The sequence below is a fragment of the Microbispora sp. NBC_01389 genome, assembly GCF_045040095.1.
Classification (GTDB): domain Bacteria; phylum Actinomycetota; class Actinomycetes; order Streptosporangiales; family Streptosporangiaceae; genus Microbispora.
In genome coordinates this window covers 7,108,370-7,131,996 of record NZ_CP109552.1, presented here as the reverse complement: position 1 = coordinate 7,131,996, position 23,627 = coordinate 7,108,370, and the positions used below count along the sequence as shown (strand labels likewise).

Annotated in this window: 19 protein-coding genes and 1 pseudogene; 4 read left to right on the top strand and 16 right to left on the bottom strand. The window is 69.8% G+C overall.

Translation table 11 applies throughout. From position 1 onward, the window contains the following. The first annotated feature begins 57 nt into the window (after positions 1–57). Positions 58–684 carry a DUF6461 domain-containing protein gene (locus OG344_RS31440; RefSeq protein ID WP_405086196.1) on the top strand — a complete coding sequence of 209 codons (627 nt, stop codon included), beginning with the start codon at positions 58–60 and terminating at the stop codon, positions 682–684. A 515-nt stretch (positions 685–1,199) separates the two neighbouring features. Here OG344_RS31440 and OG344_RS31435 read toward each other — a convergent pair. The 10 genes from OG344_RS31435 to OG344_RS31390 form a co-directional block, all read right to left on the bottom strand. Then, the gene (locus tag OG344_RS31435) at positions 1,200–2,024 is read right to left on the bottom strand and encodes a S8 family serine peptidase (RefSeq protein ID WP_405086195.1); all 825 of its coding nucleotides are present in this window, start codon (positions 2,022–2,024) and stop codon (positions 1,200–1,202) included. Positions 2,025–2,053: 29 nt separating this feature from the next. Further along, complete coding sequence (locus OG344_RS31430) at positions 2,054–2,428, bottom strand: hypothetical protein (protein ID WP_405086194.1); 375 nt, start codon at positions 2,426–2,428, stop codon at positions 2,054–2,056. A gap of 165 nt (positions 2,429–2,593) precedes the next feature. Next, positions 2,594–3,343, bottom strand: a complete 750-nt coding sequence (locus OG344_RS31425) for a hypothetical protein (protein ID WP_405086193.1) — start codon at positions 3,341–3,343, stop codon at positions 2,594–2,596. A 122-nt stretch (positions 3,344–3,465) separates the two neighbouring features. Continuing rightward, the gene (locus tag OG344_RS31420; RefSeq protein WP_405086192.1) at positions 3,466–3,750 is read right to left on the bottom strand and encodes a YiaA/YiaB family inner membrane protein; all 285 of its coding nucleotides are present in this window, start codon (positions 3,748–3,750) and stop codon (positions 3,466–3,468) included. Positions 3,751–3,954: 204 nt separating this feature from the next. After that, positions 3,955–4,494 (bottom strand): type II toxin-antitoxin system PemK/MazF family toxin, encoded by a 540-nt coding sequence (locus OG344_RS31415; protein WP_405086191.1) that lies wholly within the window; start codon positions 4,492–4,494, stop codon positions 3,955–3,957. A 142-nt stretch (positions 4,495–4,636) separates the two neighbouring features. Continuing rightward, the gene (locus OG344_RS31410) at positions 4,637–5,647 is read right to left on the bottom strand and encodes an NAD-dependent epimerase/dehydratase family protein (protein WP_405086190.1); all 1,011 of its coding nucleotides are present in this window, start codon (positions 5,645–5,647) and stop codon (positions 4,637–4,639) included. 130 nt (positions 5,648–5,777) lie between these two features. Beyond that, positions 5,778–8,057, bottom strand: coding sequence for a SulP family inorganic anion transporter (locus OG344_RS31405; RefSeq protein ID WP_405086189.1), 2,280 nt, complete (start codon positions 8,055–8,057; stop codon positions 5,778–5,780). Positions 8,058–8,110: 53 nt separating this feature from the next. Continuing rightward, on the bottom strand, positions 8,111–10,021 hold the full coding sequence (locus tag OG344_RS31400; RefSeq protein WP_405086188.1) for a hypothetical protein: 1,911 nt from the start codon (positions 10,019–10,021) through the stop codon (positions 8,111–8,113). A gap of 183 nt (positions 10,022–10,204) precedes the next feature. Continuing rightward, positions 10,205–10,750, bottom strand: coding sequence for a YbhB/YbcL family Raf kinase inhibitor-like protein (locus tag OG344_RS31395; protein ID WP_405086187.1), 546 nt, complete (start codon positions 10,748–10,750; stop codon positions 10,205–10,207). 226 nt (positions 10,751–10,976) lie between these two features. Beyond that, positions 10,977–11,471: an ATP-binding protein gene (locus OG344_RS31390; protein WP_405086186.1), complete on the bottom strand. Its 495-nt coding sequence runs from the start codon at positions 11,469–11,471 to the stop codon at positions 10,977–10,979. 137 nt (positions 11,472–11,608) lie between these two features. Between OG344_RS31390 and OG344_RS31385 the strand changes: the two genes are divergently transcribed. Beyond that, positions 11,609–12,451: a GntR family transcriptional regulator gene (locus OG344_RS31385; protein WP_405089210.1), complete on the top strand. Its 843-nt coding sequence runs from the start codon at positions 11,609–11,611 to the stop codon at positions 12,449–12,451. 16 nt (positions 12,452–12,467) lie between these two features. Here the strand turns inward: OG344_RS31385 and OG344_RS31380 are convergent, their stop codons facing one another. The 5 genes from OG344_RS31380 to OG344_RS31360 all read right to left on the bottom strand — a co-directional run bounded on the left by OG344_RS31380 (position 12,468) and on the right by OG344_RS31360 (position 19,743). Next, positions 12,468–13,463 (bottom strand): aminoglycoside phosphotransferase family protein, encoded by a 996-nt coding sequence (locus OG344_RS31380; protein WP_405086185.1) that lies wholly within the window; start codon positions 13,461–13,463, stop codon positions 12,468–12,470. Beyond that, on the bottom strand, positions 13,460–16,021 hold the full coding sequence (locus tag OG344_RS31375; protein WP_405086184.1) for a hypothetical protein: 2,562 nt from the start codon (positions 16,019–16,021) through the stop codon (positions 13,460–13,462). Before OG344_RS31375 ends, OG344_RS31380 begins: the two co-directional genes overlap by 4 nt. Before the next feature lie 496 nt (positions 16,022–16,517). Next, on the bottom strand, positions 16,518–18,680 hold the full coding sequence (locus OG344_RS31370) for a hypothetical protein (protein ID WP_405086183.1): 2,163 nt from the start codon (positions 18,678–18,680) through the stop codon (positions 16,518–16,520). Further along, the gene (locus tag OG344_RS31365; RefSeq protein ID WP_405086182.1) at positions 18,677–19,375 is read right to left on the bottom strand and encodes an ABC transporter ATP-binding protein; all 699 of its coding nucleotides are present in this window, start codon (positions 19,373–19,375) and stop codon (positions 18,677–18,679) included. Before OG344_RS31365 ends, OG344_RS31370 begins: the two co-directional genes overlap by 4 nt. A gap of 56 nt (positions 19,376–19,431) precedes the next feature. Continuing rightward, a complete protein-coding gene (locus tag OG344_RS31360; RefSeq protein WP_405086181.1) occupies positions 19,432–19,743 on the bottom strand; it encodes a hypothetical protein in 312 nt (103 codons plus the stop codon). Here OG344_RS31360 and OG344_RS31355 point away from each other — a divergent pair. Together OG344_RS31355 and OG344_RS31350 are read left to right on the top strand one after the other, a co-directional pair. Beyond that, positions 19,718–19,939: a hypothetical protein gene (locus OG344_RS31355; protein WP_405086180.1), complete on the top strand. Its 222-nt coding sequence runs from the start codon at positions 19,718–19,720 to the stop codon at positions 19,937–19,939. The genes OG344_RS31360 and OG344_RS31355 overlap by 26 nt on opposite strands. Positions 19,940–20,172: 233 nt before the next feature. Further along, a pseudogene (locus OG344_RS31350) lies at positions 20,173–20,326 on the top strand (helix-turn-helix domain-containing protein); the annotation flags it as partial. Positions 20,327–20,424: 98 nt separating this feature from the next. Here the strand turns inward: OG344_RS31350 and sepH are convergent. Further along, positions 20,425–23,277, bottom strand: a complete 2,853-nt coding sequence (sepH, locus tag OG344_RS31345; RefSeq protein WP_405086179.1) for a septation protein SepH — start codon at positions 23,275–23,277, stop codon at positions 20,425–20,427. Between the last annotated feature and the right edge of the window lie 350 nt (positions 23,278–23,627).

Here is a 23,627-nt window from a genome sequence, read left to right as displayed (position 1 = left end):
TCGACCCGAGCCCGCTGTCGCTTCGCCTGATCGAAGGATCGGGGAAGAGCTGAAGGAATGAAACTCATGGCGCCCGCCACCGCTGACGACTACGCCTGGCAGAGCGATTGGGAGGAGATATACACGGTCACATTCGTCCGCGGCCACGATGAGCGGGAGACGCTGCGCAGGTTCGGGATCGCCCAGGCGGACATGCGGCCGTACGACTGGGAGGACATCTGGGAGCGCGTCGAGGAGACCGACGGAGAATCCGACCTGGTCGTCGTGACCCACGTGAACGGGTGGACGATCGCCTTCGAGGCCTCCGGTTGGGAGGGCAACCGGCCGGAGACGTTGCGGGAGCTGTCCCGGGGAGGTGAGGCGGTATCTGTCATGCGGCATGACTACACCGCATCCCATCGCTTCGCGCATGCGGTCGACGGTGGACTGCGCACGGCCTTCCGGCTGGAGTGGCCCCAGGAACGCTGGGGAGCGCAGCCCGACGCCCTGAACGCCGACATGCGCGAACTCGGACTCACGCCTGCAGGCCTACAGGAGGAGTGCCGGTACCGGCACGAGACCGTGGCGCCCGCGCTCGCGTTGGCCAGCCGCGTCTCCGGGGTCCTGTTCCACCGGGACATGGTCGAGAGTGACGCTCCGCTCGGCGGGATCATCACCGGTCCCGTACCCGACGACCCCAAGTAGGCCCTGCCGATCCGGCCTCTGCCTGACCAACTCCGTGACGACACCGGCGAACGACGCCGAGCGCAGGTGGGCGACGGCGGACTACAACGGCAGGTTGAAGCCGACTGCGCTGAGCTAATTGTGTCTTGTCCCGAATATCGCGTCGGCCGGTGACTGATTCGGCCGAGGACTGCTGCGCCCCCGAAGGGCGGAGGACATACGTGACGCCGCGATGAGGGCCGCAGGGCCGAAGACGAAGCACAGAGGCACGATCGCCGCAGGACCGCTTTCGTCGACGGCGTAGACGCCGACCGCCGCGATCGCCGACAACAGCAGTCCTTGCATCGCGATTCTCGCCCGCCGGTTCGGAAGCGGCATGACCGCCCAGATCATCGCCACGAGAAACATTCCCCACACCAGGAATACGCCGGAACCCACACCGCACACCCTTTCGTCAGGTCAGGCGTAGCCCACGCTACTCACGCAGGCCGCACATCGCTGCCGGGATTTACGCATTTCCAGAGACAGTGCTGTTGCTATTCGTCGGTCTCTTCGCAGGGGATCCACCGCATGCCGGCGGGGGTGGCGACCGTGCCGATGCCGCTGCGGTCCCATCCCAGCTGGGCCACGGCGAAGATGTTGTCGGCACGCCCTCGTAATCCGGCCATGGCCGGACACGTCGTCTTGTTCGGCTCGTTGCCCGCCGCGACCGTCAGCATTTGTACGTCTCCGGCCGCCGCCACGGCGGCCTCGCAGAGATCGCAGGTGCCGTCGCAGGCGAACAACCCCCAGCGGCGTGAGTAACAGCCGAGGCTGATGTTGACGCACACCGGCGACGACGTCTTCCGCGCGAAGTCGCGGACCCATTCGATCCCCTTGACGAGGTCGCGGGGAGTCGCGCGGCCGTTTCCGTCGGCGACCTTCACGTTGAGCAGACGCGGCCGGCGGGTCAGGCCGTCCGCGAGGATGAGCGCCACCATCGTCCCGTGGCCGTTCGTGTCCTCGTCGTCGGGTTCCGTGGTCAGGTTCGTCCCGTCCACGATCAGCCCGCGCAGGAGGGGATGACGGGAGAGCAGGCCCGTGTCGAGGATGGCGTAATACTCGGGCGTGGTTTCCTGGCGCTTCTTCGTCAGTTCTCGCCAGATTCCGGGCCACGCGGACTCGAACGCGTCCGCGTCGAATCCGGCTCCCGCCTGCGCCTGCCTGTACGCCGTCTTCACCGCCTGTTCGCGGAAGGCGATCATCTGCTCCGTGTCCGCCGGACGGAGATACGTGCCGGTGTCGTCGTCGAAAACGTACTGCAGGTATCTGCCGGGTGAGCTGCCCTCGTCTCCGGCGATCTCGACAATGCGCTCATCCATATGAGCCGTGACCCACGACATGCGCCGGCCTAGGTGAAGAGGGAAATGATCAGAAGGACCACGCCGACCGCCACCAGAACGGCGCAGATTCTGCCGCCGAACTCGGCGAACCACTCGGTGAAGCCCTTCCGGCCGCCGTCTCCCAGAACGGTCACCTGTGCCGGCAGTTTGACGGCCACGATCCCCGCCAGCAGTGCGCCCACCACCATCACCGCGAGTCCGACGCTCGTGGTCTCCGCCTTGGCCCCGGCGACCTCGCCCTTGAACTCGACGACCCCGCCCAGGCCCAGTATCGCCACCACGGCCCCCGCCACGGCGAGCAGAAGTCCCGTGATGATGAGCACCGTGTAGGTGACCGAAATTCGGGTCCTGTTGGTTTTCTTGCCCGTACGCCCTTTGCCCATGTTGCCGCTCCAGAGCCCAGATCCACACAGAACCAACGTGAAAGGATCTATATCACATCTTCTTCGGCAGCATCCACGGTTCCACAGAGAAGGAAAAAAGGCGGCACTCGCGGCTAAGGCTCCGAATTCTGTTGTTTGTCCGGTTCGATGGCGCGGGTTCGAGAATCACGAGAAGCGTTCGATGGTCACGGGGATCGGGCCCGCGTGACGTATCGCCGTCGTCAGGCTCCGGAGCAGCGGCCGGAGGGCGTCGTCGCACGTGGTGCCCAGATGTGCCGTGAGATCCACGCAGCAGGCGACGCCGGGCCCGATGCGACGCAGTTCCCAGGTGAAGACGTCCCGCGCCGTCCGCAGTCCGCCCGTGCCGGCGATCCGGGTACGCGGGTCGTCGGCGTCCTCGGCGAGCGTGATGACCTCCGGTGCGAGGCGGGCGAGGCCGGGGAGCCGGAGGTCGCCCGCGAACAGGACGCGGTAGACCCGGGAGTCGTGGCCCCCGCGGGAGCCTCCTTCCGGGCCGAGCCGCAGGGGAGCGGAGTCCGGGAGGGCGAGGGTGTCGCGGAAGCACTCCCGCAGCGTCGCCTCACCGGGGAGTTCGCCTCCCCCGAGGCGGTGACAGACGGCCTCGGCGTCCGTACGGCCGGCGGCGGCCACCCGGGCGCGCAGTCGCGGATCCTCGCGCATGGCCCGCCCGAAGGCCGCCGAGCTCTGCCAGGCGCGGTCGTCCGTGCTCCACCGGGCGGTGTTCAGGCCGATGGTCCGATGGTCGCCGGCGAAGACGAATTCCTCGACGACGAGACCCTCCGCCGGAAAGGCGCCAGGCCCCGTCTCGGGTGTGATCAGGTAGTAGTCCAGGGCCGGCTGGGCGCTGGCGCCGGCGGTTGCCGAGAGTCCGGCGCGGTGGGAGTCACCAGCCACGGCCCTACCGTACTGATCCGCCCCACATCCGAAGCGCCGTTACCTCAGAGGCGAGGTGACCTCAGAGGCGAGGCGCCTCCGTCCCTCCGATCAGGATGGGGCTCGCGGGCGCCGCCAGCCGTTCAGTCGGCGCGGAAGGGGTCGTGCTCGGCGAGCAGCTTGTCGAGCCTGGCCTGGTCCACCCGGCTGACGACGGTCGCCTCCTCCTGGCGGTCCCGCACGCACTTGGCCAGCGTGAAGGTGGAGGTCACCACGTACATCAGCCCGAGGGCGAGGAACGACCGCACCCAGGTCGTGACGGGCAGGTAGAGGATCCCGGCGGCCAGGCCCGCGAGGGAGATCACGAAAGAGATGACGGCCTGCAGGTAGAAGGCCGTCGTCGTCGTGCTCTTCACTGATTTCGTCATGCCGCCCATGCTGTGTGACCCGCGTCGCGCGGACATGAGCGCCGATACTCAGTTACCCGTGAGTACGATCTCTCGGCCGGGTGGCTGGGCGGCCGGCGGCGGAGGGGCCGGGGCGGCCCGCGGGCAGGGATCGGAGCAGGCGGCGGCCCCAGGCGCGCGGGCTCAGGCGCTTGGGCTCAGGCGCTTGGGCTCAAGTGCGTGGGCTCAGTTCGGGGAGATCTCGTGGAGCCGGCAGACCTGACGCCAGACGCGGGGGTCGAGCGTGCCCGCCCTGTCGTCGAACGAGGCGGAGGGCACCCGGACCGGCCCGGTGAGGTCGAGGAAGCTGTTGTGGTCGGCGCTCTGGTCCCACGTGCGGGTGGGGATCTCGATGTGATCGGGGCGGTCGCTCCGGTCCTGGCTGGTGATCTTCAGGACCTCCGCGCCGCCGCGGTACGTCCTGAGCACCACGCAGGGACGCACCTTGTGCCCGGGCCCGTCCTCGTACGGCACGTCGGCCCACCAGATCTCACCCGGCTGCGGGCCGGTGCGCTCCCCGCCGGCGGCGCCCGTCCGGGTTCCGCCGCGGGCCGTACGGGAGGAGGGTCGGACGCCCCCTGACGGCCGCGCCGTCCCGCCCGGAGGACGCGGCGCGGGCCGGCGGCGCGACGTGCCGCGGGCGGGCCCGCGGGACGTCTGGCGGGCACGTCCGGACGCGACCCACGCGGCGAGCGTGATCAGTACGGCCACGATCAGAAGAGCCACCCAAAGCATGCCCGACAGCCTACGGCCCAGGCGCATCTCGGGCGGCCCCGAATTTCTGCGTCCGATGTCGCCGTGGTCGTGCACGGTGTTCCGGCCCGCGGCTTCCGGGGCCCGGACCCGGCTCCTCGGGCCGGGGAGCGCGTCAGCGGGCGTCCCAGGCGGCGAGCACGCGGCGCTCCTTGTCGGGGTCGATGCCGCTGCCCACCCGTACGCCGCGGAAGCTGCGCCGCTCCTCCGGGATGTCCTTCAGCCACTCCCAGGTGTCGCGCACCGTCTCGCGCAACGGGCGGCAGGTGAGACCGGCGGCGACGGCCTTGGCGGAGGAATGGGTCCACACGGCGAGGCTGTCCGCGCCCGGGTACCACAGCGGAAGCTCGGTCCACGGCTCCACACCCTGAGCGGTCAGGAAGTCGTCGTCGGCCCAGACCAGCTCCGCGCCGGAGCCGGTGACCTCAACGCAGTCGCCGAGCCAGCTTCCGAACGTGGCCCTTCCGGGCACCCCGCCCGTGATGTAGCGGCCCGTCGTGCCCGCGGCCGCCTGGTCGAGCGTGAACGCCGCGATGTCGCGGGCGTCGATGAGCTGGATCGGCAGCGCCGGGTCGCCGGGCGCGAGCACCCGGCCGCCCTTGGAGACGCGGTGGAGCCACCAGGGCAGCCGGCCGACGTTCTCGTGCGGGCCGAGGATCAGACCGGGCTGGACGACCAGGGGGGCGCCGTCGAAGTGCTGCTCGACCGCGCGCTCACAACCGGCCTTGAGCACGCCGTAGTCGCCGAACTCGGCGTCCGCGTCAGGGGGACACTCGTGGGTGGGGAAGGTCTCGTCGAGGCCCGTCTTGTCGGGCCAGTCCGGGTACGCCGAGATGCTGGAGATGAAGGTGTAGTGCGGGGCGTGCCCGGACAGCGCCCGCACCGACTCCAGGACGACGCTGGGGACGAACCCGCAGACGTCCACGATCGCGTCCCACCGCCTGCCGCCGGCGAGCCGCCGCAGGTCGCCGGTGATCTCGCGGTCGCCGCGCACCGCCTCCACACCCGGCAGGTCCGTCCCGCTCCTGCCCCGGTTGAACGTTGTGACCTCGTGACCGCGCCGCAGCGCCTCCTCCACGATGGCCCGGCCCAGGAACACCGAACCACCGATCACCAGAATTTTCATACGGTCATCCTTGGCGCTGCGGCGCGCGGCGTCCGCCCGGTTTCACGATCGGCGGACATCGTCCGCTCACAGCGGAAGCAGCCCTGCCGGCCGGTGCGGCCCGGCCGGTGCGGGCCACGGCCGGTGCGTCTCAACCGGTGGTGCGCAGCTCCGGGACCGGGGTGAAGCGCTCCTGCTCCAGCGCGTGCACCCGTGCCGCGCCGATGTCGAAGTACAGGCCCGTGAGCTCCAGCCTGCCCGCCCGTACGCGCTCGTCCACGAGCGGGTGGGTCCGCAGGTTGTCGAGCTGCTGGATGACGTTGATCCGGCACAGCCGGTCGAGCGGCCCGGCGTCGTCGGCGTCCTGCCCGGGCCCGGCGGCGACGAACCGGGCCAGGCTCTGCCGTCCGTGCCGCAGCCAGGCGCGCAGCGCCGGCAGGTCGGGCACCTCGCCCAGCAGGGCGGCCATCGCGCCGCACCCGGAGTGCCCGCAGACGGTGATCGTGCGGACCTCCAGCACGTTCACGGCGTACTCCATCGCCGCCGCGACCGAGTCGTCCGGCGGGGCCGCGCCCGCCCGCGGCACGAGGTTGCCGATGTTGCGCACCGTGAACAGGTCGCCGGGGCCGCTCGCGGTGATGATGTTGGGCACGATCCGCGAGTCGGCGCAGGTGATGAACAGGTGTGACGGCGACTGCTTGCGGGCCATCCGGGTGAACAGGGCACGGGCCATCGGCGCGGTCCTGCGCTGGAACTCACGCGTCCCCCGCAGGAGGTCGGGCACGCCCTGCGGCTCGCAGATCACGGTGTCGCCGTCGTGGCCCGCGGCGCCCCCGCCGTCCGCCCCGATCACCTCGAAGGACCCGTACGGGTGCGCGCCGACGGGGCGCCGATAGGCCCAGGGCAGCCACCAGCGGTCGTGCCGGGGCGGGATCCTCGCGGGGAAGAGCCGCCCGCCGCTGATCGCGGCGGAATACCACTCGCCGTGCGGCTCGTCCACGTCGATGACGCCGCCGGCGCGTTCGTGCTCCAGCCGCCAGTCGTGCAGCGCCTCGAAGGCGGCGTTGTCCATGAAGTCGAGGTGCAGGTCGAGCTCCACCGCCGACCCCGCCGGGATGGCGCGCAGCGCCTCGGTCAGCCGGGGCACGCCGAGGAACGTCAGCGATCCCGTGACGACGACCCGCCAGCGCCGCTCCCCGTCCTGGCGCACGTCGACCGAGACCCACGCGAGGCGGCGCAGGGCGAGCAGGGCGGCCAGCGCGAGGCCGATCGCCACACCCTCGGCGAGCCCGACCAGCACGACCCCGGCCATCGTCACGGCATACACCGGCACCTCGCGGTGGTTGCGCAGGTTCCGTACGTGCCCGAGGTTGACCATCTGCACGCCGATGAAGAGCAGCAGCGCCGCGAGCGCCTCCAGGGGGATCAGCGCGATCATCCAGGCGAAGGCCGCGGTGAACAGCAGCACCCACACGCCGTGCAGGACCGTGGACCAGCGGCTGCGCGCGCCCGCCCGCGCGTTCGTGGTCGTACGGACGACGACCCCCGCCACCGGCAGGCCGCCGAGCACGCCGGACACCACGTTCCCCAAACCCTGCGCGGTGAGCTCGCGGTCGAGGTCGGCGCGGGGGCCGTCGTGCAGGCGGTTGGACGCCACGCAGGTCAGCAGTGACTCCACCCCCGCGAGGAGGGCGACGAGCAGGACGGCTCCGGCGATCGCGTGCCAGTCGCCCTGTGGCGCCAGCGGCCCCTGGAGGGAGGAGAACCCGCCGCTGAGGTCCACCTTCGTCAGGTCCCAGCCCGACACCCCCGCCGTCAGCGTCGCGATCATGAGCGCGGCCAGCGGGGCGGGCACGGCACGCAGCCGGGGGATCCGGCCCCACACCAGCAGGACCGCGATCGTCAGCACGCCGACCAGCACGGCGTGCGTGTGGTTGTCGACGATCTGCGCGGGCAGTTGGAGCACGTTCTCCAGCGCGGAGCGCTGCGGGCTGCCGCCGAGCACGATGTGCAGCTGGGAGAGCGCGATCACGGCGCCGACTCCGGCGAGCATGCCGTGGACGACGGCGGGGGAGACCCCGAGGGCCGCCCGCGCCACCCGCAGCGCGCCGAGCCCGACCTGGAGCAGCCCGGCCATCGCCGTGATGGCGCAGGTCGCGCGCCAGCCGTACGTGTGGACCAGTTCCGCGACGACCAGGGAGAGCCCGGCGGCCGGGCCGCTCACCTGGACGACGGACCCGCCGAGCGCCCCCGCGACCACCCCGCCGACCACCGCCGCGACGAGGCCGGCCGCGAGGGGGGCTCCGGACGCGACCGCGATGCCGAGCGACAACGGCACGGCCACCAGGAAGACGACCAGCGAGGCGGGCACGTCATGGCGGAGCACGGACTTCCAGTCACGATGCGGGACTGTGCCGTCACTGATAGTCATTGGCCGACGATACGTCAGCCATGGAGACCGTCACCAGGCAGGGAACGGGAAAGTCACCGGTAGTAGTCGGGATAGTCGGTGTCGGGGTCACGGTGGCTGCCCCGGCGGCGGCCGCCGGCCGACGTGGAGGCGTCGCCGTACAGCTCGTCGTAGGAGGGCCAGTTGCCGCCGATGTTCTGCTCGGGCCACGACGACTGCGTGCCGCCGTACCCCTGCTGCTGGTCATGGCCGTACTGGCTCTGTCCCGACGGCGCGTCATAGCCCGCCGACTCGTACGGCGAGGCGGAACCGGGCGTGGCGCCCGTCACGCTGTCGGAGGCGTCGATCGACGCCCAGCCCGGGTTCACCTCGTACGACGGCGTGGCCGGCGGCGCGTCCGGCGACGGGACGGGATAGGAGGGCTGACCGGAGTGGTCCGCCTGGTAGCCGTCGTAGGTGGGGGTCTGGTAGGTCTCGGCGTTCGGCCAGGAGGACGAGCCGTGCGACGGCTCGGGGTCGTCCAGGACGTCCCGCGCTGCCGCCCAAGTGGTGCCCGGCTCGGGAACCGAGGCGGCGGGGACCGGCGGATAGCTGCCGCTCACCGGCCAGCCGGGGTCGGTGGCGCTGCCCTGGTTTCCGGGAGCGGGGTTGCCGACGGCCGGCTCCTGCGTGGAGGAGTACGAGGGGCGCGCGGCCGGGAACGGGCCTGTCGAGGCCTGGGAGGGGTCGTAGGCGTCGGCGCGGGCAGGCTGCCGGGCCGTCCACGGGTCGAAGGCGCTCTGGGGCGCAGGCTCGGCCAGGGCGTCGGCGGGCGGGACGGCAGGCTGAACGGGAGGCACGGCCGCCTCGAACGCGCCGCTGCCGCGGGCCGAATCGTAGCTGCCCATGACGAAGGACCCGGTCTCCGGTGCGGGGGAGGCCGGCGCGGCGTCGTAGGGGCCCGCGGCGTGGCTGTCGTAGGGGCCCGTGCCGCCGGCGGACGGGAACGGGCCGGTGGCCGCGGCCCGGTTGAAGAAGCCGGTGTCCCCGGACGCGGCCATGGGGCCGGTGTTCGACGGGGCGCCGCCCAGGGCGTCGGCGCCCTGCGGAGCCGGATACGAACCGGTGCCCGACGGCGTGGTGAACGGGCCGGTGCCCGCGGACACCGGGAAGGGGCCGGTGCCGGGGGGGACGTCGTAGGAACCGCTCGGCTGACCCGCGTCGGCGGCCGCGGTGCGGCGGGCCGCCCGCGACGACCTGCCGGCCCTGCCGGACCTGCCGGGCCTGCCACCCTGCGTACCGGCCGGTGCTCCGGCCGGTGCTGTTCCGGTCGGGGGGGCGGCGGGGGCGTCGAACGGGCCGGTGGCGGGGGAGCCGGGCGCCTCGAGCGGGTCGGGCGTCGGCGCGGCGAACGTCATGGTCTTCTGCTCGGCCATCGCCGAGGCGGGAACGGGGGCGTCGGCGCGGCCGGACGCGGGGCGCGGGGGCAGGGGAGCCTGCACGGTCGCCGCGTCGGCGTCGGCCGCCTGCTCCTGAGACGCGCTCGCCGGGCCGGAGGTGTCCTTGAGGGGCCGGGGAGTGGCCATCCTCGCGGCGATCGTGCCGCCGAAGCCGCCCTCGTCGGCGCGTACGCGCGACCAGTAGTCGTCGTCGTAGTCGTCCGGCTCGCCCCACTCGTCCACGCCGCGCTTGCCGCGGGCGGCGGCGGGCTGCTTACCGCCGCGCTGCGCGGGCCGCGCCTGCCGGCTTCCGGGGCGAGTGCTCGCGGGCCGCGGCTTGGGGGCCTCGGGCTCGGGCTCCTCGAAGGCGTCGAACCCCTTGGGGAAGCTCTCGAAGAACGTCTCCTCGGCCGGCCGGCGTGGCTTGGGACCCTTGTTCTCGGCCATCGCCTTGATGCGCTCGGAGGAGAGAGCGCTCTCTCTGCGGTTCATCGACCGCATGCCCAGCGCCACGACCAGCAGCACGAGAAGCACGACGGCGACAAGACCGATAATGACCGCAGTCATAGCACCACCTTCAAGGCCATGGCCTTTCTGCGGCGCCGGTGAGGTCGCGCGGCCATCGACGCGACCTGTCCCCTCTGGCCACCTGCGCTCAGCAATTGGAACCGATTCTGCTCGACCACAATGACCGTTGTCACACCCTAGGTGAAGATTGGTGTAGCACGACTACCTCCGGTGCCCAGCATGTCACTCGATCGTGGTCGCCGTGAGGCGTCCACGGGCGATGGTGTGGCTCGCGATGCTCTCCAGCGTCCGCGCGAGGCCGGCACCCTGCTCCAGACTGAGCTTCGCGTCCAACGCGTAGACAGTGAAACGGTAGCTGCCATCGGTCCGGCATGGGGGCGTATAGCCCACCTTCCCGCTCGTCGTCCTGCCCAGCCGGGCACCCCGGGGGACGTCGTTCATGCCGAGCTCGGTCGTGTCGGGATTGATGTCGAACACCACCCAGTGCACCTCCGGCCCGCCGTGCGTGCTGCTGTCGTCGACCACGAGGGCCACGGACTTCGCGCCAGACGTGCCCGACCAACGAAGAGGCGGGTTCCCCTGCCCCCCCTTGCAGGAGTAGTCCTGCGGCAGGGGGGCGCCGTCGCGGAACTGCGGGCTGGACACGCTGATGACGTCGAGGTTCTTCGGCGATCCGCCGCCGATGATCGCACAGCCCTGCGTGGCCAGCATGAGCGCCGTCACCGTGACGGCGGCTCCCGCGACCGCTGATTTTCTCGGCGACCCCATGCCCGTTGATGCTACGCGGATTGGACAGGTGCCCCGACCGCATCGCGATGATCCGTACACCCGCCCCTGCCCGCCTTGGCCGGTTGACCTCCACTTTCTCGCCGTACGATCCATATGACCGAAAAGTGAGTGTGGAGCGCTCCGGAGCCTGGCCCCCAACGGCCCCACGAACCAGCCACCGACACGACCCCTCACCAGGGCGATGAGGACTCGCAGGAGCTGCCCTTCAGCAGATGCTTCTCGGGTCGGCCAGGAGTTCGGCCCAGACGGCGTGGCCGATGGCTTGGGTGCCGCGGAAGCCGACCCGCGATGCCAGGGCGGAGACGATGACCAAACCTCGCTGCCGCTCGGCCAATTCATCCTCTTTCCGCTGCTTGAAACTGGGGGTGCCGCCCCAGCCGCAGTCGTAGACGGAGATGCGGACGATCTCGGGCTTCCGGGTGACCTCGACGATGAACGTGCCGCCAAGCTCGCCACTGCTCGTGTGTACGACGGCGTTCGCGGCGAGTTCGGCGGCGATCTGCTCAAGGTCGTCGCCCAGAGGGGAGTCTTCCAGCAGGAACCGGACGAAGCGGCGGGCGCGGGACACCTGCTCCAGGCGGCCGGGGAAGGTACGTCGCCAGGCGAGACCGCCTGGCCGAAGCCGGATCATCGCGTCGACGAGTTCCGGCCGCACCTCACCGGAGCGCGCGGGCGAGAGGGTGCTGGTGTCATTGGTCATCTGGCCCGTCCTTCTCGCGGGGGAAGTTGCCTAGGTAACCTAGGCATGCTCGTACGATTACGTTCCGTGACTTCCGTGTCAAGGGAATCAGCGAAAACCCAGCTAGGCAGGCTAGGTAAACCTAGACTTCCGGTGTGATGAGCCTTGACCCCGACGATCCGCGGCCGCCGTACAAGCAGGTGGCCAACGCACTCAGGGCGGCGATCCTTACCAAGACATTCGAGCCGGGGGAGAAGCTTCCCTCCGGGACCGAGTTGGCTGCCATCTACGGTGTGGCACGGATGACCGTCCAGCAGGCCATCCGGCTTCTGCGGGACGAAGGGCTCGTCGTCTCCCGGCAGGGGAGCGGTGTGTTCGTCCGGGAGCGGACCGAGCGTCCCGTCGAACTGCGTCCGCACCTGGAGCGGGCCTTCGAGCAGGGGGATGTCTCGCTCGACTTCGCCGGGTTCTCAGGCGAGACCCTGGCGGGAGTGCTTCAGGAGCCGCTCGACAAGGTCCGCATCGGGAGGCTCACTCCCGACTCGATCTCGCTACGCATCCTCATCCCGGACATGGAGCAGCCGATGCTCCTGCCGCGCCTTGCCGACGGCCTTGCCGACGAAAGTGGCATCAGACAGCGAACCCGGCGGATTCTGCGTCGGAGCATCCAGCTCGTCACCGATAGCGTGCACGAACTCGCCGATCTCGGCCTCGTGCGGAACGCCTCGGTTGAGGTGCGCGCCTATGCGGCCACGCCGTTCTTCAAGCTGTACGTGATCAACCACGAGCAGGTGTTCTTCGGCTTCTACCCCGTCGTCCGCCACACGGCTCGCCTCGATGGCGAGCGCAAGGAACTCTACGACGTCATGGGCAGGGACACCGTGCTGTTCCACCATTCGTTGACGGACGACCCCTCATCGACTTCATCGCAGTACGTCTCCCAGGCCCGGGCGTGGTTCGAGAGCGTATGGACCACGATCAGCCATGAGGTGGATTTCTAACAGACGACGGGTACGGTCAATCCCGTCGTACCGACTTCTCGATCGTCTCGCGGGACACCGGCTCAGGGTCACCCCAGACGGCCGCCGCCGCGGCGTGTTTGGCGAACAGCTTGTCGATCAGATCCTGCTCTTCCGAGGGCGTCAGCTCTCCGGAGGAGATCAGCTGCCTGTAGCGGATGGTGTCGACGATCGCCGACTTCACCCGTTCGTGGGCGAGGTAAGCGTCCAGATCTCGCTCCCAGCCCCGCGTCAGCTCCGGAGCCATCGCGGCGAGCCACAGACCGAGCACGGCCTCCTGTTCGTCGTCCTGGTAGGCCATCTTGTGGAAGTGCACGGCAAGCTCATACAGCGGGTCACCCCAGAGGGCGAGCTCCCAGTCGAGAAAGATCGTGCGCGTGCCATCGACGATCATGTTCTTCCGGTGCACGTCGGAATGCAGGAGCCGGAAGGGGCGTGCGGTCATGGCCGGCCATCGTGCTCGCACCACGCCGAGCGGATCGGTGGGGATACCCAGCTCCGCGAACAGCCAGGCGAACTCGTCGCCGAAGGCGTCGTAGACGCGTTGCGTGGTGTCGGACAGGACGTTGGCGAAAGCGGACGTGTCCCCGTCGGCCGGCCAGGTTTGCGGTAGGTCGGGGAGATCCTCGCGGGGCACCCTCGCGAGTTGCGAGAACAGCTCCACAACCGCGTCCAGGACGACCGGAGGGACACGGTCACCGCGCGGCGCCACGTCGTCCACGACGAGGCCGGGGATGAACTCGTGTATCTGGTACGCGGGTGATGCCGAAACGTGCAGCAGGTGGGGAGCATGAGTCACATACGGCGCGATGACCGATAAGACTTCATGTTCCGGCCAGATCCGCAAGTCGACTTCGTCGGCTTCGTGCAGGGGGATTCGCACGATCACCGGGCCCGACGCGGTGTCGATGCGGACGTTCTTGTTGTAGAATCCGCTGCTCCCCGGCGCCTTCAGAGCGGCCTCGTACGCGGCCCGGTAGACGTCCCCCGTCATCCCAGCAGCCTTCGCAGGTAGTGCGTCATGCGATCCTCCAACGCGTTGTGGGAGTCGACCGGTTCAATCGCGGCCCAGGCCCGCTGGGCGGCGGCCTTCACCTTCTCATCCGGCCGGTTCACGAGTTCCAGCAGCCGGTCGGCGACGACGATCAGTGTGGGGTAGACCTCCACGCTGAGGAGCTCGTCGACCGCCCAGCGTGCTGAGATCGCCACGTTGTCCGGCTCTCCACGGCGCAGGTGCAGGCACGCCCGCAGAAGCTCTGCGCGGGCCCGGCCTGAGCGATAGCGGGCTTTCTCCAGGGCCGCGCAGGCCGCGTCGAGCGCTTCATCGGCCTCGGCGTGACGCCCGAGCGTCAGCAGAGCTTGGCCGAGAGCGCTGTAGGCCTTACCGATCTCGTGGATGGCGCCGATCTCGGAGTTGACCTCCACGGCCTGCTTCGCGACGGCGACCGCGGCGGTCGGATCAGTCCACGCCAGCAGCTCCGCTCGATTGGTCGCGACCAGTGCCGTCCCGATGATGGTCTCCGCCTGCTCGTAGTGCCACACCGCTTCGTCCAGATGCCGTTCCGCGGCGACGAAATCGTACGAGAAGCGAAGCGCCAGATGACGTAGCCGGGCCAGGTCACCCCGGAGCACGAGGTCGTCGTCAGGGCACTCCCTCGTGACCTGCTCCGCCAGCTCGAAGGCCCGCCGGAACCGACCCTGAGCCATGTGCAGATCGGCGGCCCACAGGCCGGCCGGACGCCTCGCCGGTCCGTCGTGTACGGCCAGGACGTCGCTGTAGATCCGCAGAGCGCGTGCGGTCCGCCCGGCGATTCGCCGGCCATGCGCGGCGGCCACCGCGAGACGCGCGCCGGGCTCCGTCCCCATCCGCCAGGGCGCGTCGGGCGTCAATTCGTTGATCCGGTCCGAGTCACCGAGCAGTACGGCCGCCTCGGCAGCGAGGCAGGCGGCGGCTTCCTCAAGAGCCGGATCGTCTCGGCCGTCAGGCCCGTCGAGATAGGCCCGTAGATCCGCGATCAGGCCGCTGATGCCCCGGGCTCCACCACGGGCGGTGATGCGGTCGGCGTACACCAGCAGCTTTTCGGCGGTCAGTGCGTGCGCGTGCAGGCCGTGAAAGACGAGCTCACGCATGCCGGCGGAATCCTCGGCTCGCCTGCTCCAGAGAAGGTGAAGGGTGTGATGGGCTTCGCCGATCATCTCTGCCGAGAGCCGTGCCCGCAGCATCTCGGCCATGAGCTGGTGCAGATGGAAACAGCCGTTGCCCGCCGGGTACAGAAAGGAGTAGGCGATGAGGCCCTCCCACGCCAGCCTGCCCCCGGGCAGGTGGAAGGCCGCCGCCAGACCCCGGAACAACTCGTAGTCGAAGGTCCGGGTCACGCTGAGCAACTGCAGGTAGCGGCGCTCCTCGGCGGTCACATGATGAAGGAAACGCTGAGCGATCTCATCCTGGGAGATCGCATGACCGTCGGCCTGGCTGTCGGTGGCCAGGTGCAGGTAGAACGGCAGCCCTACGCTCGCCTGTGCGATGACGCGACGCTGGACGGGATCGCTCATGCCGCCGTCGGCCAATAGTTCCAGCCGCGCCTCCATCGGCAGTCCTTCGACAGGAAAGTCTCTGACGACCTGCCGCCAGTCCAGATCGTGGACCTCCCAGTTCAGCCGCTCCCTACTGGCGATCACCGTCAGGCCACGATCGAGCTGTGCCGCCAGGTCGCGAAGCCAGGCATCGTCGCCGGGCGCACGGCCCAGGGCTTCGTAGGCGTCCACGAGAATCACGTACGGTTCGTCCTCACTGCCGGCGCGCAGGTCTTCGGCGAACATGAAGGTGACGGCGTCGACTACCGCCGCGCCGGGAAGCGTGTCGAGCTGCCGGAGAATCTCGTTCTCCCGTAGACGGCGGCGATGCTTACGGCTGCTGTGGCCCTTTTCCAGAAGCTTCAGCAGCCCTACTGCGGTGCCGAATATCGGTACGCCGGCGGCAGTGTCGAGAACTTCGGTCAGAACCTCGCTGCGCTCCACGAAGGGCAACTCGGCGCGGGTGAGAGCCAGGTGCGGATGAAGGCGCTGCCACAGCACCGCGTAGGCGATGTCGTAGCGGTCGAATCGGACACCCTGCTCGCCGAGCTGCATGCGGAGTACGGCGAGGGCGTCCTCCTGCTGCCGGTGAGCGGGCACCTGCAGGTCGAGTGAAGCGATTCGGTGGGACGCCTTGACCCGTTCGCCGAACTCGCGAAGTAACCGTGACTTGCCGATGCCGCCGACGCCGGTGATGTTGAGGACACGAGGCTCTTGTCCGATCCGGGAGAGTTCCTCATCGAAAGCCGCGAAAGCGGCTTCTCGATCCACGAATGGGCGCTGCAACGCCGCAACCCGGCGAAAACGGGGTCCGAGGGGCATTCCACTTCTCTCGGTATGGGGGCCGTCGTGTGACGTGCCCACCAATGAAAACGGCAAGGGTGCGGAGTGGTCAACGACTTTCGAGAGCTCCGCATCCGCATTCCAATTTTCGGTGCGTCGTAGCCGACGCATCACGGCCACGATCTTGTTGATCATGCTTTTTGCGGCAAATCTCCGCACTCCTGGCGCCGTCGCTCTGCACGCTGTCATCGCGCCTGGAGCAGCGCTGGCATCCTCTTGGTATCCATCGGCGTGGCGGTGAAGGTCACGCCGTAGCGGGACCATGCCAGAGCTGAGTCATGTGGCGATGCTCCAGGATCATTCAAGCTCCGCATCCGCACCGAAGGTAGTCGTCCTCGTTCGCCCGTAGCAGTGCGAGGTCTTCGCTTGTAGCGGCGATTAGGATGCCCTGGCGGCGCCCGCGGGCTCCGGGCCCGCAACGCGTTGCGACCCCTTGTAGGGGCGATGTCAGAACCTCAAGGAACTTCGGCCCAGCACGGTACGCATCCTGGCGGCCTGCTGGAGCGCATCATGCTGATCCTGGCCCGCCGGGACCCAGGCGGGTCGTGTCCACGGGACTGATCTTATCCGCGCTGGCACATACGCCGAGGCCGTACAGCTGTCTGGTCCGTGTCATCCCGGTAGAGCACGATCAGTCGGCGGCTGGCCGCCAGCGTGTAGCGGCCCGGATCGCGCCCAGTCCGGCGGCGAAGCCGATCGCGAGAGCGAGCATCAAGGCTCCGATCACGCACGTCGTGAGAAGGGACCAGGAGAAGACGCCGGCCCGTGTCATGGCGGTGAAGAACGTGCCTTGCCAGGCCGCGATGAAGGTTCCGAACGCGAGGGCGATCACTGTGGGCACGGTGAGGTTCCACAGGGCGATCCCGGCGAGGAATCTCCGGCGTTCGGTGAGGACGGCCAGCGGTGCGACTGCGGTCGTAAATAACAGGAACTCCGCGGTTGAGCTGAAGGCGACGGCGAGGGCGAGGACCGCCAGCGTGAGGATGGTGAGCAGCCTCACCCATTCGGCCATTTTCGCCAATCGGTTGGCGCCCAGCAGCCAGGTATCGTACGGCCGCTCCACCTCGGCCATGCCGAAGGACCGGTTGGCGGCTTCCTTCACCCGTCCGCTGAGGTTGTCCGTGCCCAGTGGGGAGACCACGGCGATCGCGTCCGCGGCCGCCACCTGGATGGAGGGGTTCCCCTCGCGGAGGTCGACCCTGCCGCCGCGGCTGATGTATTGCTCGAGGACCGCAGCGCGGGCGTCTCCGTCCGTCAATCGAAGCGCGGTCGCGGGGCAGGCGATCCCAAGGGACCGGATCGCCGTACAGGACCCGCGGAGCCCGGACGCGTCCGCTGGCTCCTTCGCGATGGTGACCAGGAGAATGGTCGCGGTGGCAGGAAGGGTGCGAGTGAACGCGGTCACCGTCGCAGTCGTCATCGCCATCGGGGTGACCACGAGCACCGAGTCGTGCAGGCGCTGCCGGGCGGCCTGGGCGTGCCGGGTTGACTCGCCCAGGCGGCTGGACCAGACCTGGGCCTGAGTGATCACGCCGAGTCCGATGACGGCGACGGCGACGAGGCGGACGATGACGCCGGGCCGGGCCTGAGCCCAGCGCCCGGCGACGAGGGCGTCGCCGCGGCCGGCCCACGCGCCGAACGAGGCGGCAGACTTTCCCCATCGGCGGATCACCACACCGGCGGCGGAGGGCAGCATTCCCCACAGCAGCGCCGTACCGCCGATGTAGGCCAGGAAGCCAGCCAGCTTGGACATGTAGGGGGTGCTGACAACCGCGACCAGCCCAAGGACGCCGGCGTACAACCGCCAACGGGGAATCGCGTCGGCGAACAGGCGCGGGCGGGTGCTTTTGCCGTCCGGGGTGGCGCGGTGCAGTCCCACGATCACCGAAACCATGAGGCCGCACCCGGCGAGTGCGATCAGCGGTGCGGCCCAGGCCCAGGCGCGCAGATCCGCCGAGTTGATCACCTGGTCGATGAGGGGGATCCGCACATCCCACAACGACATAACGAGGTAGGAGAGGCTTCCTGCAAGCGTGCCGGCGGCGGTGGGAACCGCGGCTTCGCCCAGATGGACCAGCGCCAGGTGCCGGCGGTCCGCGCCGAGCACGGTCATCAGATGCGTACGCCTGTCCCTGGAGGCCGACCCGGCGCGTGCGGCGACGACGAGCAACACGACGCTCGCGCCACCCAGGGTGATGCCGATCGTACCGAGAAGCTGGCCGATGGATACCCGGTTAAGGGTGTCCACCATCGGCGTTGATCGCTCGTGTCCGATCCGGCTGACCTTGAGCCACCCTCGATGATCGGAGACGACCGGGCGTACGTAGGCCAGCCGCTCGGACGGGGTCGCAAGCCCGGCGGAGCCGATGAGCCCCGCGAACGTGCCGTACCTCGCCTTGATGTCCTCCGCCGCGCCCGCGCGCAGCAGTTCCGGCGACAGGAACGCCTCGCCCGGCTTCGGCCAGCGGGGCAGTCCGGGAGGCGGGGAAACCCGGGACGATCGCGGCTCCACGTACATCACCTGGTGGGGTGTCGTGCCGAGGGCGTCACGGCCGTTCTTGTAGAGCGCGACGACTGGATCGTTCGCACTCCGTGTGAACCGCACACCCCGAGCCGCCTCGCGCCGGTCCCACCCGTCGTATGTGGCCACAACCGCGAGGCAGGACATGAACACCGATGTCAGGACCGCCGCCGCCGCGATCAGTGCGAAGAAGCGCACTCGCCCGCCCGCCGACCGCCTGCCCGCGGTGAAGCCGATCCGCAGTAGTTGGCGCGTCAGCGCTGGCCGGCTCATATGTAGTCTCCGACGAGGCGGCCGGCGACCAGATCGAACCGGCGATCCGCCCGTGCCGCGACGGCCTGGTCGTGCGTCACGATCACAAGCGCGCGTCCTCGCCGCTCTGGCAGCTCGAAAAGAAGATCTGCCACCGAATCCCTGCTGCTCTGGTCCAGGGCGCCGGTCGGCTCGTCGGCGAGGATGAGCGGGGCATCCGTGATCAGCGCCCGGGCCACGGCCGTACGCTGCCGCTCTCCGCCGGACAGGTACGCAGTGGGTGTCTGGTCGAGTGGGATACCGAGATCGGCGAGGAGCGCCCGGGCCGAATCGTAGGCTGACCGCCGATCGACACCCGCGAGGAGGGCGGCCAGGGCCACGTTCTCCACCGGCGACAGCTCCGGGAGCAGTTCGCCGAACTGGAACACCATCCCGATATACCTGCGGCGGTGGGACGCGAGCCGTTTGCGTGGCAGTGAGGTGATGTCCTCGCCCGCCAGCCATATCCGCCCGCTTTTCGGCCTGGTGAGCCCCAGAACGCAGGTCAGCAAGGTGGTCTTCCCCGTCCCGCTCGGCCCGCACAGGACGGTCGACTCCCCCTGATGAACAACCAGGTCCAACCCCGCGAATATCTCCGCACCCGCGACCGAGTAACTGAGGTTTTCGACGTGCAGCAACGGCGACCGCCGAGAATAATCCAAAGTCACGCCCTCCACGCGAACACGATGCCGGGTAAGCGCGCGAGCACTCGCCCGGCATCGCCTACCAGATACTATGAGCCCCAGTCACTGCAGTCGTCCGGCCATGCTGGGATGGTCTCGCAGGCCCGAAGTTTGGTGACCGTGGAGCCGGTGTCACTGTCGATGTATTTGCCGTCGCCGCCAGTGACCCCGTAGGACCGCATGGTGCCTGGAGAGGCGCTCCGGTAGTACTGGTTGTAGACGTGGCACGGATTCGTGGCCCAGCACTTGTTGATGAGGCGCACGACATTGCTGCCGTACGTGTAGGATTGCGCGGAGTGAGCGCTATTGGTCACGTTGATGGCGTAGGCGCTGGCGATGGGCGCGACGGCGAAGGTCGCCAAGGCTGCACCTGCCAGTGCGGTGAACGCTCTTGTGGGTGGCTTTAACCTGCTCAGCACAGGTATCCTCCTTCTTGCATCGACGGATGCGCTGTGGGCGGAGGGCTTCGAGGTTTTCCGCCCACAGCTTGACGATTCTTTTCGATCTTTACATACCGCCAGTCAGAAGATCAAGACATCTGATGCAAATCGCGGCTGACGGTTCGAACGCGACGGAATCGAGACTACTCAAGTAAAAAGCATTGACCGACCGCACTATCCGAGCTGAGATGGGTTTTTAGGCTCAAGGGGGATTGGTCGGTTGCGACTTACGCGGGTGGACGCGCAGCGTCCCAGGTTCGATGTGATTCGGTTCCCCTAAAGGGTCGGATTTGGGGAGTCTGGCCCGTAGGGATGCCTGCGTACCAAGATTCACATGGTCCGGAGGTCCTCATGCCCCGCCGTAATGCCCCGCTGACCGAAACTGGCAGACTCCGGCTCATGCGTTGCATCGTCGAGGACGGCTGGAGTCAGCCGCGCGGCCGCACGCTTCCAGGTCTCCCATACCGCCGCCGCCCGCTGGGCCTGCCGCTATCGACAGATGGGCCCATCCTTTGGGCCTGGTGCGATGCCATCAAGCCAGCTGTGCGATGACAGTCCTGCAGATGTGGGCGCGTAGCAGCCGGCAGAACGCTGTCGCGCTTATCAGTCCTGCTTGCGAGCACCGAACATGATCTCGTCCCAGGTTGGTACGGAGGCCCGTCGGCCACGCGACTTTCGAGGACGCGGGGGAGCGGGCTTCGGCACCGGAGGGGCGGGAGTCTCGGGCTTCGACTCCTTCGGACCCTCCTTGGCGGTGTCCTTCGGGCTGTCCTTCAGCCCTTCCTTCGTGCCGCCCTTGGCCTCGTCTCCCGGACGGTCTCCCGCTCGCCGTGCTCGCGGCTGAGGGGCCGGGGTGGCGGCCTCAGCGGGCGGTGCGGGCGCGGGAACGGCGGGTCGCGTCTCCTGGACCGTGTCAGCCGCGGCGGCGGGTGTGGCAGGCTCCGCTGAGCCTTTCGCCGCGGCTTCCGTCCCAGCGCCCGCCGAAGTGCTCGCCCCGGTATCCGTTTCCGTGGCCGATGCCGCGACTTCGGCAGTTACGGTGTCAGCCCCTGCCGGGCTGTTCACCGCTGCGGAGGCACCGTCATCGGCCTTGGCCGACCCGCCGCCCACGGCGGCGCTCGTGCCCGATGGCCTGGTGCTCGCCGCGTCGGTGTTCGCTGAGCCGCCGGTGGTCGTGTCCTCGGCCGACGCTTCGGGTGCTGTGCCACCCGGCGCGCTGGGAGTGCTGCCCTCGGCCGCGTCCGCGCTCTCGACGGCTGCTTTCGTGGTGGCCGTGTGGGTGGCGGTGCCCGGCGCTTCGGTCGCCTTCGCGACGGTCTCTGCTTGCTGCGGCGTCTCGGTGCGAGGGCCCTCAACGGCCGGAGCGTCGCTGTCCGCGCTCTTGGTGGTTGACGAGGCGGCTGCCGCTGAAGCGTCGGCAGACGACGCGCTGACGGGCGTAGAGGCAGCGGAGGCAGGTGCTGCGACGTTGCTTGTCGCGGCCTCCGTCACCGGCCGGGTACCGACGTCCGATTCGCGAGCCTCGGCATCCGCCTTCAGGGCGGGGGTCGAAGCGGCGACTGGAACGTCCGTTGTGGCCTGCGCCGTCGGCTCAGTGGCGGCCGTGGGCCGCGTCTCCCCCTCAGCGGCGGGGGTCGCAGCGACAGACGGGGTGGAGGACGGAGCATCGGAACCGGGTGTGACCGCCGCAGCGGTCCCCTTGACGTCCGGAGCCGTCGTGGGGCCGGGCCGTGAATCCGCCGTCACGGCATCGGCGGCAGTTCGAGATTCGGCTGGGGCGCCATCGGAGGCGGTCGGAGAGTCGATGGCGGCGTCGGCGTGAACATCCGGCGCAGGGGCGGGCGTGACGGCCTGGACGGCAGGCGACGCGTCCGCACCCGAATCCGTCCGGTCGCCGACAGGGCCATCCTCGCTGGCCGTGAGCCGCGGCGGCACGGGCGCGTCCGCGCCACGCTCCGCCTCCGCGCCCGAGGTCGCGGGCGTGACGGGCTGCGCGGCGTCCGTCGCGGTGGCGCTCTGCGCAGCAGAGGGAGCGGAGGCGGTAGGAGCGGCCTGCGCCGCAGGGGGCGCGGAGGCGGCAGGCGTGGCCGAAGGCTCGGGTTCGGTCCGTGCGGCAGGCGTGGCGGTCGCGGTAGCGTCCGGGGCCGAAGCAGGCTCGGGTTCCGTTCGGGGCGGAGGCGGCGCGTACGCTGCGGCGTCCGGGACCGGGGTGAGCGGCGCGGATGGGGTGGACGGCGCGGGCGGGACCGTGTCGTACCGGTCCCGGCTCACGGGAGGAGCGGACTGAGGCGCGTCGTAGGGGTCCCGGCTCGCCGGGGGAGCGGGCGGGGCGGCGTCGTACGGGTCGCGGGCCGGTGGAAGGGCCGGCGGGAGGGCGGGCGGCGCGATCTGCTCGGGCGCGGAGATCAGCGACTGCGGCAGCCGGAAGGGCACCGGGGTGAGCTCCGGACGGTAGGCGGCCAGCTCCTCCTCGGACGGATCCGTCCGTCCGGGGTCGCGCCGCGCGGCGGGGTCCTGCTGCCGCCCGGGCTCCGGGCGCAGCGGAGTGCCCAGCCGCGGCAGCGGCTCGACGAAGGCGGCGGTCTCGGCGAAGCCCGCGGGCTCGGCCCGCGGCGGCTCATAGCGCACGGGCTCGGCACGCGCGGGCTCGGGACGCGACGGCTCATAGCGCACGGGCTCGGCACGCGCGGGCTCGGGACGCGACGGCTCATAGCGCACCGGCTCGGGCCGCACCGGCTCGGGCCGCACCGGCTCGGGGCGGAACGCGGACTCGTCGCGGCTGCGGACCTCGTTGGGCAGCGGCGGCACGGGTGCGAGCTTGGAGGCGAGCCGGGGCACGAACGGCCGCACGGTGGCGTCGTCCGCCTGGTCCGGCTCGACGTACTCGGCGGCCGACAGGCGCATGGCCTCGTCGTCGTTCGGTGTGATGTGGCGGCGGCGGGGGTCGAAGAGCCACTCGGCGTGCCGGGTGTGACCGTTCCAGACGAAGCCGAGCCGCACCCGCCAGAGGTTGTCGTCGCGCTTGGCCGAGTCCCAGTCGATCTCGTCGGCGGGCACGCCGCGCCGGGTGAGCCGCTCGGCCACCAGCTCGCCGAGCGTCGGCCCGGGGGTGGTCTCGCCGGGCATCCGGACCGCGACCCGCTGGGCCTGCTGGGCCATGTACTCGCGCTCCTGGAGAACGGGCCCCTCGAACCAGCGGACTCGTTCCACCGGGATGCCGGCGGTGGCCGCGATCTCCTCCGCGGTCTCGCCGGCACGGATGCGCGTCTGGATCTCCTTGGGACGCAACGGGCTCTCCACTTCGATCTCGTACTGGCCGAGACGGGAGAAGTTGCCGCGAACCGCAGCACGGAGCCGGTCGTCGACGGGCAGCGTGAAGCGCGTGCCCCGCCCGGCCGTCGCCAGGACGAGGTACGTTCCGTCTTCACTCACCGCGACGAGACGGAGCTCCTGCATGCGAGTCCCTTCGTCGTCGTGCTCTGTCTTCCCCCGGACCCTTGAGTCTCTCGCGTGAACCGGTTGCCTTCCAGCACCGTACCCGGCATGTCCGAACATCGCCTCGCCAGGGGGCGAGGCAGATGTTGTGACCCCGGTCACATTTTTGACGTTCACTTCGCCGCAACCCATTGGTCATGATCGACCGGGAAGGCGGCACCCGGAACGCGAGAGTGAGGGTCGTGTCTCGGATGGCGCGCGCCCACGGCCCGTCCGTACGGCACGGCGACGGCGCACGTGCCGTACGCCGTGCGGCCGGACCTGCGGGAGGGTCTCATCGCTTGCGTTGCTCCCTCGGTTCGAGTGGCGCG

What these genes read in the sequence shown, in the direction of transcription:
- OG344_RS31440 (WP_405086196.1), top strand. Translation starts at nt 58, where the DNA reads ATGAAACTCATGGCGCCCGCCACCGCTGACGACTACGCCTGGCAGAGC.
- OG344_RS31435 (WP_405086195.1), bottom strand. Translation starts at nt 2,024, where the DNA reads ATGGATGAGCGCATTGTCGAGATCGCCGGAGACGAGGGCAGCTCACCC.
- OG344_RS31430 (WP_405086194.1), bottom strand. Translation starts at nt 2,428, where the DNA reads ATGGGCAAAGGGCGTACGGGCAAGAAAACCAACAGGACCCGAATTTCG.
- OG344_RS31420 (WP_405086192.1), bottom strand. Translation starts at nt 3,750, where the DNA reads ATGACGAAATCAGTGAAGAGCACGACGACGACGGCCTTCTACCTGCAG.
- OG344_RS31410 (WP_405086190.1), bottom strand. Translation starts at nt 5,647, where the DNA reads ATGAAAATTCTGGTGATCGGTGGTTCGGTGTTCCTGGGCCGGGCCATC.
- OG344_RS31405 (WP_405086189.1), bottom strand. Translation starts at nt 8,057, where the DNA reads ATGACTATCAGTGACGGCACAGTCCCGCATCGTGACTGGAAGTCCGTG.
- OG344_RS31400 (WP_405086188.1), bottom strand. Translation starts at nt 10,021, where the DNA reads ATGACTGCGGTCATTATCGGTCTTGTCGCCGTCGTGCTTCTCGTGCTG.
- OG344_RS31395 (WP_405086187.1), bottom strand. Translation starts at nt 10,750, where the DNA reads ATGGGGTCGCCGAGAAAATCAGCGGTCGCGGGAGCCGCCGTCACGGTG.
- OG344_RS31390 (WP_405086186.1), bottom strand. Translation starts at nt 11,471, where the DNA reads ATGACCAATGACACCAGCACCCTCTCGCCCGCGCGCTCCGGTGAGGTG.
- OG344_RS31385 (WP_405089210.1), top strand. Translation starts at nt 11,609, where the DNA reads ATGAGCCTTGACCCCGACGATCCGCGGCCGCCGTACAAGCAGGTGGCC.
- OG344_RS31380 (WP_405086185.1), bottom strand. Translation starts at nt 13,463, where the DNA reads ATGACGGGGGACGTCTACCGGGCCGCGTACGAGGCCGCTCTGAAGGCG.
- OG344_RS31375 (WP_405086184.1), bottom strand. Translation starts at nt 16,021, where the DNA reads ATGATCAACAAGATCGTGGCCGTGATGCGTCGGCTACGACGCACCGAA.
- OG344_RS31370 (WP_405086183.1), bottom strand. Translation starts at nt 18,680, where the DNA reads ATGAGCCGGCCAGCGCTGACGCGCCAACTACTGCGGATCGGCTTCACC.
- OG344_RS31355 (WP_405086180.1), top strand. Translation starts at nt 19,718, where the DNA reads ATGGGCGCGACGGCGAAGGTCGCCAAGGCTGCACCTGCCAGTGCGGTG.
- sepH (WP_405086179.1), bottom strand. Translation starts at nt 23,277, where the DNA reads ATGCAGGAGCTCCGTCTCGTCGCGGTGAGTGAAGACGGAACGTACCTC.